Source organism: Paraburkholderia fungorum, assembly GCF_900099835.1.
Lineage (GTDB): Bacteria > Pseudomonadota > Gammaproteobacteria > Burkholderiales > Burkholderiaceae > Paraburkholderia > Paraburkholderia fungorum_A.
In genome coordinates this window covers 2,262,913-2,279,704 of sequence record NZ_FNKP01000001.1, presented here as the reverse complement: position 1 = coordinate 2,279,704, position 16,792 = coordinate 2,262,913, and the positions used below count along the sequence as shown (strand labels likewise).

10 protein-coding genes are annotated in these 16,792 nt (G+C 61.8%); all 10 read left to right on the top strand.

Going from position 1 to position 16,792, the window contains the following annotated elements:
• The first annotated feature begins 228 nt into the window (after positions 1-228).
• Positions 229-1,821, top strand: a complete 1,593-nt coding sequence (locus BLS41_RS09980; RefSeq protein ID WP_074764156.1) for a sugar ABC transporter ATP-binding protein — start codon at positions 229-231, stop codon at positions 1,819-1,821.
• Positions 1,821-2,888, top strand: a complete 1,068-nt coding sequence (locus BLS41_RS09975) for an ABC transporter permease (protein ID WP_074764155.1) — start codon at positions 1,821-1,823, stop codon at positions 2,886-2,888. The genes BLS41_RS09980 and BLS41_RS09975 overlap by 1 nt, the downstream gene beginning before the upstream one ends.
• A 384-nt stretch (positions 2,889-3,272) precedes the next feature.
• Positions 3,273-4,331, top strand: coding sequence for a LacI family DNA-binding transcriptional regulator (locus tag BLS41_RS09970; protein ID WP_074764154.1), 1,059 nt, complete (start codon positions 3,273-3,275; stop codon positions 4,329-4,331).
• A 326-nt stretch (positions 4,332-4,657) separates the two neighbouring features.
• Positions 4,658-5,587 carry a ribokinase gene (rbsK, locus tag BLS41_RS09965; RefSeq protein WP_074764153.1) on the top strand — a complete coding sequence of 310 codons (930 nt, stop codon included), beginning with the start codon at positions 4,658-4,660 and terminating at the stop codon, positions 5,585-5,587.
• Positions 5,588-6,043: 456 nt separating this feature from the next.
• Complete coding sequence (locus BLS41_RS09960; protein ID WP_074764152.1) at positions 6,044-7,801, top strand: methyl-accepting chemotaxis protein; 1,758 nt, start codon at positions 6,044-6,046, stop codon at positions 7,799-7,801.
• A 514-nt stretch (positions 7,802-8,315) separates the two neighbouring features.
• The gene (locus BLS41_RS09955; RefSeq protein WP_074764151.1) at positions 8,316-9,077 is read left to right on the top strand and encodes a hydratase; all 762 of its coding nucleotides are present in this window, start codon (positions 8,316-8,318) and stop codon (positions 9,075-9,077) included.
• A gap of 899 nt (positions 9,078-9,976) precedes the next feature.
• A complete protein-coding gene (locus tag BLS41_RS09950; RefSeq protein ID WP_074764150.1) occupies positions 9,977-11,899 on the top strand; it encodes a PrkA family serine protein kinase in 1,923 nt (640 codons plus the stop codon).
• 207 nt (positions 11,900-12,106) lie between these two features.
• Positions 12,107-13,378 (top strand): YeaH/YhbH family protein, encoded by a 1,272-nt coding sequence (locus tag BLS41_RS09945; RefSeq protein ID WP_074764149.1) that lies wholly within the window; start codon positions 12,107-12,109, stop codon positions 13,376-13,378.
• Positions 13,375-15,102, top strand: a complete 1,728-nt coding sequence (locus tag BLS41_RS09940) for a SpoVR family protein (protein WP_074764148.1) — start codon at positions 13,375-13,377, stop codon at positions 15,100-15,102. Before BLS41_RS09945 ends, BLS41_RS09940 begins: the two co-directional genes overlap by 4 nt.
• Positions 15,103-15,398: 296 nt before the next feature.
• Positions 15,399-16,703 (top strand): MFS family transporter, encoded by a 1,305-nt coding sequence (locus tag BLS41_RS09935; protein ID WP_074764147.1) that lies wholly within the window; start codon positions 15,399-15,401, stop codon positions 16,701-16,703.
• Positions 16,704-16,792: the final 89 nt, after the last annotated feature.

Sequence of the window (16,792 nt, the reverse complement as noted above, 5' to 3'; positions counted from 1 at the left end):
GAATCCGCACTATTCAATAAACGCTCAATAAGCGCTCAAGAAACCCGCAGTGCCGCCGTTAATTTCAGTGGTAAGCGTCATGACGGCGGCTGGGCAACGGATGGTGCGCGAACCTTAGGACTCGCGAACCGCGCGTATTGAGCCGACATGACTCGTGACGGCCGGCCGCGACCTCATTTGCGTCACCGCGTATGAGGCCACGCCGCCCGCCATGGAAACAGGATCGCGATGGATTCAACCGACCACAACGCGTCACCCGTTGTACTGTCCGTCAGCGGCATCGGTAAGACCTATGCCGAACCGGTGCTCGCCGACGTTTCGCTGTCGCTGCGAGCCGGTGAAGTATTGGCGCTGACCGGCGAGAACGGCGCGGGCAAGAGCACGCTGTCCAAAATCATCGGCGGGCTGGTCGATCCGACCGCCGGCACGATGCAACTGGGCGGCGCGCCTTACGCACCGGCCAGCCGGACACAGGCCGAAGCGCTCGGCGTGCGGATGGTGATGCAGGAGCTGAATCTGCTGCCGACCTTGTCGGTGGCCGAGAATCTGTTCCTGAACCGGCTGCCGCGTGCGGGCGCATTCAGCTTTGGCTGGATCGACCGTCGCAAGCTGCGCGAGGACGCGCGTCAGGCGATGGCGCAAGTCGGCCTCGACGCCATCGACCCCGACACGCTGGTGGGCGAACTCGGGATCGGTCATCAGCAGATGGTGGAGATCGCGCGCAATCTGATCGACGACTGCCGCGTGCTGATCCTCGACGAACCGACCGCGATGCTGACCGCGCGCGAGGTCGATCTGCTGTTCGAACAGATCGACCGGCTGAAGTCGCGCGGCGTCGCGCTGGTCTATATCTCGCACCGGCTCGAAGAGCTGGCGCGGGTCGCCGAGCAGGTCGCGGTGTTGCGCGACGGCCGCCTCGTGCACGTCGACGCGATGGCGAACCTGACCAGCGACGAGATCGTCACGTGGATGGTCGGCCGCGAACTCGGCGAGCGGATCGATCTGGGCGTGCGCAACATCGGCGCGACGCTGTTGAAGGTGGACCGGCTCGCGCGCGGCAAGGTGGTGCGCGACGTGTCGTTCGAGGTGCGGGCGGGTGAGATTTTCGGCATCAGCGGGCTGATCGGCGCGGGCCGAACCGAGCTGATGCGGCTGATTTACGGCGCCGATCAGAAGGACAGCGGCACGGTAGCGCTGGCCGCGACGCCGGGCGCGACGCCAGCACCGGTGGAGATCGCGTCGCCGTCGGACGCGGTGCGCGCGGGCATCGCGCTGATCACCGAAGACCGCAAAGGCGAAGGCCTGCTGCTGCCGCAACCGATCGCGGCCAACGTGTCGCTTGGCAATATCGGCAGCGTCGCGCGGCATGGCGTGGTCGACGCGAAACGCGAAAACGCGCTCGCGCAGAAGCAGATCGACGCGATGCGGATCCGCAGTTCGGGACCTGGGCAGATTGTCGGCGAGCTGTCGGGCGGCAACCAGCAGAAGGTCGTGATCGGCCGCTGGCTGGCGCGCGATTGCCGCGTGCTGTTATTTGACGAACCGACGCGCGGTATCGACGTCGGCGCGAAGTTCGATATTTATGGCTTGATGGGCGCGCTGGCCCGGGAAGGGCGCGCGCTCGTCGTGGTGTCGAGCGACCTGCGTGAGCTGATGCTGATCTGCGACCGGATCGGCGTGATGTCCGCGGGAAGCATGACGGGCGTGTTCGAGCGTGATAGCTGGTCGCAGGATGCGTTGCTGGCGGCTGCATTTGCCGGTTACCGCAGCCGCGAGGCGATGCTGCACGCCCCCGATACCACTGAAGCAGGGAGTCTGTGATGACCGATCAATCGTTGCGGGAAACATCGGGCGGCAAGCAGGGCGCAGCAGGCGCAAACGCCGGCGCGGGCGGCAACGTCACGCCGCCGGCCGATCCGTCGGCGCCGCTCGCGAGCGGCAAACCGGCCGGCACGCGGCTCGGCTTTTCGAACTACCTGGGTCTGGCCGGCGCGTTGCTGGCGATGATCGTGCTGTTCTCGCTGCTGAGTTCGCACTTTCTGACTTACGACACGTTCAGCACGATCGCCAATCAGATTCCGGATCTGGTGGTGATGTCGGTGGGGATGACCTTCGTGCTGATCATCGCGGGGATCGATCTGTCGGTGGGGTCGGTGCTGGCGCTGGGGGCGTCGGTGGTCAGCGTGGCGGCGCTCAAGTGGGGCTGGGGGCCGATCCCGTCGGCGCTGCTCGGTATGGCGGCCGCCGCGCTGACCGGCACGATCACCGGCGCGGTGACGGTGGGCTGGCGGATTCCGTCGTTCATCGTGTCGCTCGGCGTGCTCGAAGCGGCACGCGGGCTGGCCTACCAGATGACGAATTCGCGCACCGCCTATATCGGCGACGCGTTCGACATCCTGTCGAACCCGATCGCGCTCGGCATTTCGCCGGCGTTCCTGATCGCGGTCGCGGTGATGGTGATCGCGCAACTTGTGCTCACGCGCACGGTGTTCGGTCGTTATCTGGTCGGCATCGGCACGAACGAGGAAGCGGTGCGGCTCGCGGGCGTCAATCCGCGGCCTTACAAGGTGATCGTGTTCGCGCTGATGGGCGCGATGGCAGGCCTCGCCGCGCTGTTCCAGATTTCGCGTCTGGAAGCGGCCGACCCGAACGCGGGCGTCGGCATGGAGCTGCAGGTGATCGCGGCGGTGGTGATCGGCGGCACGAGCCTGATGGGCGGACGCGGTTCGGTGATCAGCACGTTTTTCGGCGTGTTGATCATCTCGGTGCTGGCAGCCGGGCTCGCGCAGATCGGCGCGAACGAGCCGACCAAACGGATGATCACCGGTGCGGTGATCGTCGTGGCCGTGGTGCTGGATACGTATCGGAGCCGGCGCAAGCGGGCGTGATGCGAAGCGGGGCGGCAGCGGACTGGCGCAGCGGCGGCGGGTGGCGCGGCTGTGACGCTGCCGGATTTGCCGGATTTGCCAGACTGGCCGGATGAAGTGGCTGGAATGGCAAATGGAGCGGCCGATGGAGCGGCAAATGGAGCAGCAAACGAAGTCGCGAACAGATGAGAAATGAAGTTGTAAGCGAGTGGCACATGAAGTGGCAGAAAGCAGATGAAGGTGTAGCAGCAATGGTCTGGACCGGGGGCGGAACCAGCAGCAGTCGCAGCGTGACTGGCGGTACAGCAAAAATACAAACGGGGTTGGTCTGATTTCGATGAGAACGTCCGGTGGGTCGCCAGTTGGCGCGACCGGCGGGAAAAACAGGCAGGAGAGCAACAGGTTATGGCGACGATCAAGGATGTAGCGGCCGTGGCAGGGGTGTCGTTCACGACGGTATCGCACGTGGTGAATAACTCGCGGCCAGTGTCCGCCGACGTGCGCGCGAAGGTCGAGCACGCGATCCGTCAGCTTCACTATGTGCCGTCGGCGGTGGCGCGCTCGCTGAAAGCGCGGGCGACGGCGACTATCGGGCTGGTGGTGCCGAACAGCACGAATCCGTATTTCGCGGAACTGGCGCGCGGTATCGAGGACGGCTGTTCGCGCAATGGCTACTGCGTGTTCTTCTGCAATTCCGACGACGATCCGGCCAAGCAGCGTAACTATTTGCGCGTGCTGCAGGAAAAGCGCATCGACGGGCTGATCGTCGCGTCCGCAGGCGACGACGCCGTGCTCGCGCAGACCCTCGCCGACGCGCACGAGCCGCTGGTGATCGTGGACCGCAACATCGAAGGGCTGAACGCGGATCTGGTGCAGATCGACCATGAAAAGGGCGCGTATCTCGCCACGCGTCATCTGCTCGAACTCGGGCATGTGCGGATCGGCTGTATTACGGGGCCGGTCGCGACGGCGGTCAGCGCCATGCGCGTGCACGGCTTCATCCGCGCGATGACCGAGCGCGGCATCGAGATTCCGCCTGACGCGATCGTCGAAAGCGATTTTTCGGGCACGGGCGGGCATCGCGCGGCCGGGCAGCTATTCGATACGGTCAAGCCGTCGGCGATTTTCGCGGGCAACGACATGATGGGTATCGGCGCATTGCGCGCAGCGGCGGAGCGCAATATCAGCGTGCCGCGCGATTGCTCGATCATCGGTTTCGACGACATCGAACTGGGGCGCTTTACGTATCCGGCGTTGTCGACGGTCGGGCAATCGGTGCGTGCGTTGGGCGACATGGCGGCGCAGACGCTGATCGAGCGGATCGCGGGAAGCGCGCGAGGCGGTGCCGGTTTGCCGGTCGGCACGCGGGCGGCGGGGCGTCGTCGGGTGGTGTCGCCGAGGCTGATCGTGCGTGAATCCACGGCGACGTGGGCCGGAGCGGAGAAGCACGGATTGGCGGCTTGAAGGTGGATTTCAGGCAGATTTGAGGTCGGTTCGAGGTGATAGCCGGGTGGTAAGGGTGGTAAGGGTGGTAAGGGTGGTAAGGGTGGCGTGGCATGGCGACTTGAACGCCCCACGCGCGCCAGTTTTTTGTGCGGTTTTCTGGCGGTTGGCCTGACTGCTTAACCGGCGGTCGATCGTAAATACCCGCCGGGATCGCGAGTCAGCGAGTCAGCCGGCAGGGCGGCGAAACGATCCGGACACACGGCTCTCGCCGCCGGACGGGTCCGCGGAAGCCAGTCTGGCCTGGCACCGGCATAACCCTGCCGCACGCACGAAAGGAGACAGCAGTGGCAAGTAACGAAACGCGCTCACGCGTGACAGTGGTCGGCAGTCTGAACATGGATCTGGTGGCGCGTGCGCCGCGTATGCCGCATCCCGGCGAGACGCTCGCCGGCCGCACGTTCACGCAGGTCGCGGGCGGCAAGGGCGGCAACCAGGCGGTCGCGGCCGCGCGGCTCGGCGCGCAGGTGTCGATGCTCGGCTGCGTCGGCGCGGACGGTAACGGTGCGCAATTGCGCGCGGGTCTGGAGGCGGAAGGAATCGACTGCTCGGCGGTGGAAACCGGCAGCGAAGCGACCGGCGTCGCGCTGATCGTCGTCGACGATGCGAGCCAGAACGCGATCGTGATTGTCGCGGGCAGCAATGGTGAACTCACGCCGGAGACGGTCGGCCGTCACGAGGCCGTGCTGGCGTCCGCCGATGTGGTGATTTGCCAGCTCGAAACCCCGCCCGACACGGTGCGCGCAGCACTGGCCGCAGCGCGGCGTCTGGGCAAGACGGTGATTCTGAACCCCGCGCCCGCCACCGGTCCGCTGCCTGCCGACTGGCTGCCGCTGATCGATTACCTGATTCCGAACGAACTGGAAGCCGCCACGCTGACCGGTTTGCCGGTCGATTCCCCCGAAGATGCAGCCAGAGCGGCTGCCGCGCTGCAGGCGGCCGGTGTTCGCAACGTGCTGGTGACGCTCGGCGCGCGCGGCGTCTACGCGGCGCTCGATGGCGGACATGCCGCGCTATACGACGCGGCGAAGGTGAAAGCCATCGATACGACTGCAGCGGGCGATACGTTTATCGGCGGCTTTGCGGCGCAGCTTGCGCAGGGCGAGAACGTCGATACGGCGATCCGGTTTGCGCAACGCGCGGCGGCGTTGTCGGTGACTCGCGCGGGTGCGCAGCCGTCGATTCCCACTCGCGACGAAGTGGGCGCAGCGGGTTGATAGCCCAAGGACGGCGTCGCAACTGGCGTTCTCGTCCCCGCGTTCAAGCCCATTCAATCTGATCTGATTTTTGCCGCCACGCGCCAGATGCCTGGCGGCTTTTTTACGTCCCACATTGACTTCGACGCTTCACGGCGCGGCGTCCTGTCGTTTTGGAGTCACCAATAAAACGGCGGTGAGCAAAACAGTTCGCACACATCCGCATCGGCTCTGATAAATCCCCATTCTGCTGGACACTCCTGCCCATCCAGGCCCCGCTCGACACCCCGTCGTGTAATTCTTCCAGTCCCTTACGGCGCGTTTCCTCATACCATATAAAACCTTCAAGTATGCATTTGGCGTGCCGTAAACGAGCTTATTAGAGCGCACTTTCAAAAAGCGCCATGCACGCAAACGCCACCCGTTATCCAGTGCTGCGTAAGCGGCCTCTCACATAGTCAAGCACAGGACTTAAGCATGTTGAACAAAGGCATTACGATCAAGGCGCGGATTGGCCTCACGATGGCTTTTCTCGCCGCGCTGCTGGTAGCGATTGGCGGTTTCGGTTTGTTCGGCATGGGCCGTTCGAACGATGCATACAAGGACACGTTCACCAACGCGATGCCTAGCGCCGTCAATATCGGCAATGCCGAGTTGTACGCCGCGCGCGAGCGCCTCGCTCTCGACCGCGCCGCGTTCATGATCGGCACGCCCGACGCGGTGCCGACGCTGGAGCGCGCGCACGCAATGCGCACCACCTCCGACATGTGGTGGAAAAAGTATCTCTCCCTGCCGCGCAGCGCCGACGAAGACCGTCTCGCGCAGGACGTCGCGGGCAAGCGCGACACGCTGCATCAGGAAATGGACGCGTTTTCGGCCACCGTGGCAGCGAACGATTCGGCCAAGGTGGTCGACGGCGCGAAACGTCTGCAGGCGACTTACAACGAACTGTCCAATGCCGACGACGCATTGCGCAAGTTCCAGTTCGAGTCGGCCCAGCAGGGTTACGACGCGGCGCAGGGCAGCTTCGACGTGTTCCGCATGGTCAGCCTCGCCGCACTGTTGATCGGCGTGCTGGCCGCCGTGATCTCGTACCTGACGCTGAGCCGCGCGATTGCCCGTCCGCTGGACGAAGCGCTCGGCCATTTCGACGCGATCGCTTCCGGCGATCTGCGTCGCCCGGTTGCCGTGACTTCGCGTGACGAAATGGGCCAGCTGCTGGAAGGCATCGCGAAAATGCAGCGCAGCCTGATCGAAACCGTTCGCACGGTGCGCAGCGGCAGCGAGTCGATCGCGACCGCCACGCGTCAGATCGCGGCCGGCAACATCGACCTGTCGTCGCGTACTGAAGAGCAGGCGTCGGCGTTGCAGGAAACCGCGTCGAGCATGGAAGAGCTGACCGGCACGGTCAAGCAGAACGCCGACAACGCCCGCCAGGCAAGCTCGCTCGCGGCGAACGCGTCGGAAATCGCCAACAAGGGCAGCGCCGTGGTCGGCCAGGTGGTCGGCACGATGGGCGACATCAACCAGAGTTCGGCCCGGATCGCCGACATCATCTCGATCATCGAGGGGATCGCGTTCCAGACCAACATCCTGGCCCTGAATGCGGCCGTGGAAGCGGCGCGAGCCGGCGAAGAAGGGCGCGGTTTCGCGGTCGTGGCGGGCGAAGTGCGCAGCCTCGCGCAGCGTTCGTCGGCGGCGGCGAAGGAAATCAAGGAATTGATCGACACGTCGGTGGAGCGCGTTCAGTCGGGCTCGGCGCTGGTGGACGAAGCCGGCCGCACGATGACCGAGATCATCGGCGCGGTGCAGCGCGTGACGGACATCATGGGCGAGATCGCGGCGGCATCGGAAGAGCAGAGCGGCGGGATCGACCAGGTGGCGCGCGCTGTCACGCAGATGGACGAAGTGACGCAACAGAACGCAGCGTTGGTGGAAGAAGCGGCTGCGGCGGCATCTTCGCTCGAAGACCAGGCCGGCAAGCTGCGCACGGCGGTGGCCGTGTTCCAGCTCGACGAGGGTGGCTATCGCGCGCCGGAAAGCACGCCGCGCCGTGCGTCGACGCCGGTGCGTCCGGCTGCGCGCAAGGCACCGTCGATGTCGGCTGCGACGCGTGCTCCTGCCGCTCCGGCGGTGTCTGCTGCTGCACCGGCCGCTGCTGCGCCGGCCAGAGCACCCGCCAAGGCCGCAGTGACCGCGAGCGCCGGTGGCGATCAGGATTGGGAAACGTTCTAAACGGCCGCCGGCAGGAGTCGGGGTCGAAGTTCGATTTCGATGGGGCGATTGACGTGTGGGGAGGCGGCTCGGCGGTCCGGGCAGCCTGACAGACGATTCGAGCACGCGCAGAGTGGTTTCGTCCCACTCTGCGGGTTATTTGCTGATCCCAACCGGCTACGTCAAGCCGCACAGAGGCGGCAACATTCATTCCCGGAATCTCGCATTCCAGACGCACGCTCATGGCTTCCGACTGGCCATTGCCCAGATCTGAAGACCGCGAATGCATCGGCATCCGCGGTCTTTTTTTATCGTGTGCGCATTAAGTCACCTTTCCGATCACAGTCCGAACCCTGGCGGGCGTCGTGATCCGGTACATTGACGGGCGCAGTCATGGCTTCGCGGCTGCAATGTCCATGCGCAACAGGTTATTCCGCACGCATGGGCTTGCTGCCTTCAGGCGCCGCAACACATGGCTTCCTCCAACCAGTACGCCATACCAGGCCGCTTAATGCGCCAGCCAGAAAGGACCGACATGACGCCATACGACCTCGCGCAACGCCTCGTCGAAGCACGCCGGCTGCATCGCCCGATCGATGCGCCCGCCCCCGACAGTCTGCCGCCCGATGCGGCAACCGCGTACGCGATCCAGCAGGCGGTCATCACCGGTCTCGGCGACTCGACCGGCGCCTGGAAGATCGGCGCGAAAGCCCCAGGCGGCGCTGCCGCGGGCGCGCCGATTCCGGCCTCGCTGGTACTGCCTTCGCCTGCACGGGTCGCGCATGGCGGTTTTTTCCGGGTGCTGATCGAACTGGAGATCGCCTTCCGTTTCGCCGAGGCGATCGAGCCGCGCGGCCGGGCCTACGCGCGCGATGAAGTGCTGTCGAAGGTCGGCGTCGTGCTGCCGGCCATCGAGATCGTCGATAGCCGTTTCAGCGAATGGCCGAACGTCGCGCCGCTCGCGCAACTCGCCGATGCACAGAACAACGGCGCATTGATTACGGGCCATCCGGTCGCCTATGCGGGTCTCGCCCGCAACTTCGATTTCGTTTCGCCGGAACTGGAATTGACCTTCGACGGTGAGTCGCTGGTGCCGGAAGCGACCGGCAATCCGGCGGGCGACCCGCGCGAGCTACTTGTGTGGTTCGTCAATCACTGCGCGGCAATGGGCATCACCATCGAACCCGAATGGACGCTGACCACCGGTTCGTATGTTGGCGCACACAAGCTGGAACACGGCGGCGTGGTGCGCGGGCACATCGACGGGCTGGGTGAAGTGGAGATTGAACTGACGTGAACTGACGCCCACGAGCCGTGCTGAAAACAGGCAGGCTCGACACGATCTGTAACAGCGCCAATGTCGCGCTGCGTGTGTAACAGCGCATTACGAAGCTTTATTCAAACGGCTGCCTGAGGGCGGCCGTTTTTTATTGGTCGAATCCTTTGTCGCATCTGCAATGGCCGCTTTGCCGTATACACCTATGAAAGCGATTCGATGTACCGCCGTCATTCAGATATGCAGGGGACAACCATACTGTCCAAACGGTTAATCCGAATGATGCAAGGCCGATTGTTCGCGCAGGCATGCATCGTATGAGTGCGCGATGAAGCGGAACCAAAATCTTCACGCGTTGACGAACAGGCTGAAGATGATCGACCCGTGTTTCAGCAGAGGCATTGCCTGGGAACATGTAACAGACGCGTGTTCGCTGTAGACCGGATGCGAGTGCCGCGCGTTGATGAAAAAATGGCCGGGCATGCAAATAGCCCATAACGTCCGCGTTTTTTAGCTACAGAGTGTGTGGACACAGACAGCTTGTCCGATGCAGCAGTGAGATTGTTCACTGAACAGGATAAGCATAACGACCCTTAGGACCGGGCATCGAAAGCGCAGAGATGGGACAGACACCGAGGCATAGATGTCGTGGCATGACGACGCCAAAGGTGGCAACGCAGCAGACAGTCACGCAGTAATGCAATCACGTGAAGCAATAATCGCTGCGATGTGAGTGCAAGATTGTAGGTGGTCGAAATTTTGTTTCCAAGTAGCGAATGTTGGGATGCGCATACGGCGCGATTTTCGCCACGTAGTTCATGGAAAAAAAATTTAAAAGGGTTTAGGATGAATTCGAGCGATGTCGTTTCCGAATAGCGCGCCGCGCACGACATCGGTCTAGACTTCGGCGAGGAGGTAGCATGGATATCTACAGCAGTTTCGCGACCCGCTTCGAGAAAACGCGAGAAGATGAACTCTCGCTCGAGGAGTACCTCGCGCTCTGCAAAGACAATCCCGCCGCGTACGCCACGGCTGGCGAACGCATGTTGACGGCCATCGGGGAGCCGGAACAGATCGACACTCGTAACGATCCGCGCATGTCGCGTATCTTCGCGAACAAGGTCATCAAGGTATACCCCGCATTCCGTGAGTTCTACGGAATGGAAGAGGTGATCGAGCAGGTGGTCGCCTACTTCCGGCACTCGGCCCAGGGGCTCGAAGAAAAGAAACAGATTCTGTATCTGTTGGGTCCGGTCGGCGGCGGTAAATCGTCGATTGCGGAACGTCTGAAACAACTCATGGAACGCGTGCCGTTTTACTCGATCAAGGGCTCGCCCGTGAACGAGTCGCCGCTCGGTCTGTTCGACTATGAGGAAGACGGCCCGATTCTCGAAGAACAATACGGCATTCCACGCCGCTACCTGAAAAGCATCCTCAGTCCGTGGGCGGTGAAACGCCTGCACGAATATAACGGCGACATCCGCAAGTTCCGCGTGGTGCGCCGCTACCCGTCCATTCTTCGCCAGATCGGTATTGCCAAGACCGAGCCGGGCGACGAGAACAATCAGGACATCTCGTCACTGGTCGGCAAGGTCGACATCCGCAAGCTCGAACAGTACGCACAGGACGACGCAGACGCCTACAGCTACTCCGGTGGCCTGTGTCTCGCCAATCAGGGTCTGCTCGAGTTCGTCGAAATGTTCAAGGCGCCGATCAAGGTCCTGCACCCGCTGCTCACTGCAACCCAGGAAGGCAACTTCAAGGGCACGGAAGGCTTCGGCGCGATTCCTTTCGACGGCGTGATTCTCGCTCACTCGAACGAGTCGGAATGGAAGGCGTTCCGCAACAACCGCAACAACGAAGCACTGCTCGACCGGATCTTCGTGGTGAAGGTGCCGTACTGCCTGCGTTACGGTGAAGAGGTCAAGATCTACGAGAAGCTGCTGCGTAATTCGTCGCTGGCGAATGCGGTGTGCGCGCCGGGCACGTTGAAGATGATGGCGCAGATGTCGGTGCTCACGCGTTTGCAGGAGCCCGAGAATTCGAGCCTCTTCTCGAAGATGCAGGTGTACGACGGCGAGAATCTGAAGGACACCGATCCGAAGGCGAAGTCGTATCAGGAGTACCGCGATTTTGCAGGCGTCGATGAAGGGATGACCGGCGTGTCGACCCGCTTCGCGTTCAAGATCATGTCGCGCGTATTCAACTTCGACTCAACGGAAGTCGCGGCGAATCCGGTGCATCTGATGTACGTGCTCGAACAGCAGATCGAACGCGAACAGTTTCCGCCGGAAACGGAACAGAAGTACCTGTCCTTTATCAAGGACGTGCTCGCCTCGCGCTACGCGGAGTTCATCGGCAAGGAAATTCAGACTGCGTATCTGGAGTCGTATTCCGAGTACGGTCAGAACATCTTCGATCGCTATGTGACGTACGCCGACTTCTGGATTCAGGATCAGGAGTTCCGCGACCACGACACCGGCGAGAGTTTCGACCGCGCGGCGCTGAACGCCGAACTGGAGAAGATCGAGAAACCGGCAGGCATCAGTAACCCGAAGGACTTCCGCAACGAGATTGTGAACTTCGTGCTGCGTGCGCGTGCTGCGAATGCGGGCAAGAACCCCGCATGGATCAGCTACGAAAAGCTGCGCGTCGTGATCGAAAAGAAGATGTTCTCGAACACGGAAGAACTGCTGCCGGTTATCTCGTTCAACGCCAAGGGCTCGGCGGAAGAGCAACGCAAGCACGAAGACTTCGTCAACCGGATGGTGACGAAGGGCTACACGCCGAAGCAGGTGCGCTTGTTGTGTGACTGGTATCTGCGTGTGCGCAAGTCGTCATGATGCGCATTGCGTGCCGCCCGCGCGGTCAGACCGCGCGGGCACCTTGCGAGGCGCAGGCTGTATGGACACGGTCTGTATGGACATAGTGTTGCCGGTGTAGCACAGGCAGCGTGCGTCTCGCGTACCGGAAATTAGCGCAGCTGCATGGGATCGGAACTGAGGTTAAGCGCCAACTTCCGATCTAGAGCGTTGCATGGGAGACCGGGCGTGCTTCATCAAATCATCGACCGCAGGTTAGCAGGCAAGAACAAGAGCATTGCGAATCGCGAGCGTTTTTTGCGTCGCGTCAAAAACTACATTCGTCGCGCCGTGTCGGAAGCGGTACGCGATCGCAGCATTAAAGACATTCAGAATACCCAGAGCATCACCATTCCGCGTAAAGACATCGCGGAACCGTCGTTCCGTCACGGTCCGGGCGGCAAGCGGGAAATGGTGCATCCGGGCAACTCGGACTACATCCGCGGCGACAAGATCCAGCGCCCGCAAGGCGGCGGCGGTGGAGGCGGGGGCAATCAGGCCAGCAACGAGGGCGAGGGGCAGGACGACTTCGTATTCGAACTGAGCCGCGAAGAATTCATGCAGTATTTCTTCGACGACCTCGAACTGCCGCGTCTCGTCAAAACCCATCTGATGGCCGTGCCCACGTGGAAAAGCATCCGCGCGGGCTGGGCTGCCGAAGGCACGCCGAATAATATCGACGTGGTCCGTTCGCTGCGCAGCGCGCTCGGCCGGCGTATCGCGCTCGGCGCGCCGCTCGTCAATCAGTTGCATGAGATGGAACGGCAACTGGAGCTGATGAAGGCCGACCCGGCCGATCGTCGCGACGAGATCAAATTGCTCGAAGAAGAAATTCACCATTTGCGCGGCCGCATCTGGCGAATTCCGTTTATCGATCCGTTCGATCTTCGCTACGTGAATCGCGTGAAGCAGCCCACGCCGTCCAGTCAGGCGGTCATGTTCTGTCTGATGGATGTGTCCGGTTCGATGGACGAGCAGCGCAAGGACCTCGCCAAGCGCTTTTTCATCCTGCTGTATCTGTTCCTCAAGCGTAACTACGAGAAGATCGAGGTGGTGTTCATCCGCCACCACACGCGCGCCGAAGAAGTCGACGAAGACACGTTCTTCCATTCGACCGAAAGCGGCGGCACGGTCGTGTCGAGCGCGCTGGAACTGATGCAGAAGGTGATGGACGAGCGCTATTCGCCGACTGAATGGAATATTTACGGCGCCCAGGCATCGGACGGCGACAACTGGACCGACGACTCGCCCAAGTGTCGCAAGATTCTGTCGGATGACATCCTGGAGAAGGTGCGCTATTTTGCGTATATTCAGGTGGCGCCCGAAGAGCAGAACTTGTGGCTCGAATATGCGCAGTTAGCGTTAAGCCAGCCGCACATGGCGATGAAGAAGGTCGAAACCGCGGCTGACATTTATCCGGTGTTTCGCGAGCTGTTTGAGAAGCAGGCGGCGAATTCATGACGAGCAAGCCCCTGCACGACGATGCGCGCGGCGACGCAGAGAATGCAACGCCGGCGCGCGAGATAGGCGTGCCGCAGCAATCTTCGGGGCATGCCACGGTTGGGGCGGACGACACAGGCGCCGCCGCAGCCGCAGCAGTCCACAGCGCTGCAGCACGGGGACACACCGGAACGCCCAATCAAGGGCAAAGGGAAGTCCGTATGAACGTAGCCGATAGACGGCCTCTGCCGTGCCCGTCCGACTGGACCTTCGAATTGATCGAAGAGTACGACTCGCATATTGCCCGTGTTGCAGAGCAATATGAACTCGACGTGTATCCGATCCAGCTCGAACTCATCAGCGCCGAACAGATGATGGACGCTTACGCGTCTGTCGGTATGCCGGTGAATTACCGTCACTGGTCGTTCGGCAAACACTTTCTTTCCACTGAAAAAAGCTACCGTCGCGGGCAGATGGGGCTCGCGTACGAGATCGTCATCAATTCGAATCCTTGCATCGCGTACCTGATGGAAGAGAACACGATGACGATGCAGGCGCTCGTCATCGCGCACGCGGCCTACGGGCACAATTCGTTCTTCAAGGGCAACTATCTGTTCAGACTCTGGACGGATGCGCACGCGATCATCGACTACCTCGTCTACGCGAAGAATTACATCGCGGAGTGCGAGGAGCGCTTCGGACTCGATCGGGTCGAGGAACTGCTCGATTCGTGCCACGCGCTGATGAACTACGGCGTGGACCGGTACAAGCGTCCGCAGAAGCTGTCGCTCGAAAAGGAATTCGCGGCGCGCCGCGAACGCGAGGCTTATCTGCAATCGCAGGTCAATGAATTGTGGCGCACGCTGCCCACCCGGCATACGCCGTTGCCGGAGGAAACCGAGGAGCGTTATCCGCCCGAGCCGCAGGAGAATCTGCTGTATTTCGCGGAGAAAAATGCGCCTTTGCTGGAGCCCTGGGAGCGCGAGGTGATTCGTATCGTGCGCAAGGTGGGCCAGTATTTTTATCCGCAGCGGCAAACCCAGGTGATGAACGAAGGGTGGGCCACGTTCTGGCACTACACGTTGCTCAACACGATGTACAACCAGGGCAAGCTCGAAGACGGCTTCATGATGGAGTTTCTCCATTCGCACAGCAACGTGGTGTATCAGCCGCCTGTGACGAAGCCGTATTACAGCGGCATCAATCCGTACGCGCTCGGTTTTTCGATGATGAGCGATATTCGCCGCATCTGCGAAGCGCCGACTGAAGAGGATCGCCGGTGGTTTCCTGAGCTTGCGGGTAGCCCGTGGTTGCCGGCCATGCATTACGCGATGCGCAACTTCAAGGACGAGAGCTTTGTCGCGCAATATCTGTCGCCGCATCTGATCCGCGAAATGCGTCTGTTCTCGGTGCTCGACGACGACATGCGCGATTCGCTCGAAGTATCGGCGATTCATGACGACAGCGGTTATCAGTACGTGCGTCAGGCGCTGTCGCGGCAGTACGACATGCATCATCGGGAGCCGAATATTCAGGTGTGGTCGGTCAACACGCGCGGCGACCGGAGCCTGACGCTGCGGCATTTCATGAGCGACAACCGGCACCTGTCGTCCGATAGCGATGAAGTGCTCAAGCACATGGCACGCCTGTGGCAGTTCGACGTGTATCTGGAGAGCGTCGACGAAAACGGTACGGTCAGGAAGAAATATGACTGCCGGTATGTGCCGCCTGCCGTGAGGTTGTAAGCCTTTTCGCCGGAAACGCGGTGACGCCGAAGTCTTCCGGTCACGTCGCCCCAAAGCCCCAGCCAGTCTCGCGACTGCTGGGGCTTTTTCATTGGTTACGCGCTGGAGTGCGTTGTTTTCATAGCGTTTTCCAGACTTGTCTTCTGTCTGCTTAAACTAACAAAATCCCATCTTTACCTTTCTATTCTGTAAAATTCGCGCGCCACGCGATGGACGTTCGTTACATAGGTCGGCGCGAGTCGCAAAGGCGGCGAGACGATCGCCATCTCCGTTTCAGAAAAGGGAAAGATATCAATATGAGTGAACTGACCGATCAATCCGTGGGCTCGGCTCACGACACGCGGCGCCGCATTTTTGCGATCGTCGGCGCTTCGTCGGGCAATCTTGTCGAGTGGTTCGACTTTTACGTGTATTCGTTCACCGCGCTGTATTTCGCGCCCGCATTTTTCCCGAGCGGCAACACCACCACGCAGTTGCTCAACACCGCCGGCGTGTTCGCCGCGGGCTTCCTGATGCGCCCCATCGGCGGCTGGTTCTTCGGCCGTCTCGCGGACAAACGCGGCCGGCGCACGGCGATGATGGTGTCGGTGTTCATGATGTGCGGCGGCTCGCTGGTCATCGCCATGTTGCCTACGTATGCGCAGATCGGCGCGTTCGCGCCCGCGCTGCTGCTGCTCGCGCGTCTGTTCCAGGGCTTGTCGGTGGGCGGCGAATACGGCACCAGCGCAACCTACATGAGCGAAATCGCGCTCAAGGGACGGCGCGGTTTCTTCGCGTCGTTCCAGTACGTGACGTTGATTGGCGGACAGTTGTGCGCGTTGCTGGTGCTCGTGATTCTGCAACAGACGCTTTCCACCGAAGAGCTGAAGGCATGGGGCTGGCGCGTGCCGTTCGTGATCGGCGCGATTGCCGCACTGATCGCGCTGTATCTGCGCAAATCGCTCGATGAAACGACCACCGCCGCGACGCGTCAGCGCAAGGAAGCGGGCACGCTGCGCGGCCTGTGGATGCACAAAGGCGCGTTCATGACGGTGCTCGGCTTCACGGCCGGCGGCTCGCTGATTTTCTACACGTTCACGACCTACATGCAGAAGTATCTGGTCAACACCGCGGGCATGCAGACCAAAACCGCCAGCAACGTGATGACCGCCGCGCTGTTCGTCTACATGCTGATGCAGCCTGCGTTCGGTGCGTTGTCCGACCGCATCGGCCGCCGTCGTTCGATGCTGTTTTTCGGCCTGTTCGCGACTCTCGGCACGGTGCCGCTACTGCACGCGCTGAAGGACGTGTCGAGCCCGTACGCGGCGTTTGCGCTGGTCGTGGCGGCGCTCGCTATCGTCAGCTTCTATACGTCGATCAGCGGGCTGATCAAGGCGGAAATGTTCCCGCCGGAGGTGCGCGCACTCGGCGTGGGTCTGTCGTATGCGGTGGCGAATGCGATATTCGGCGGCTCGGCGGAGTATGTCGCGTTGTGGCTGAAGTCGATCGGCGTCGAGTCGATGTTCTTCTGGTACGTCACCGCGATGTGCGCGATTGCGGGACTGGTGTCGCTGCGTATGCGCGATCCGTCGAAGGAAGGATATTTGCGGCACGAGCCTTGAGCGCGTGATACGCGTCTGAAAAACTGAAAAACAGCGGCCGGAGGTGACTCTGTCCGCTGTTTTTTTATCGCGTGATGCACGGCGCACAC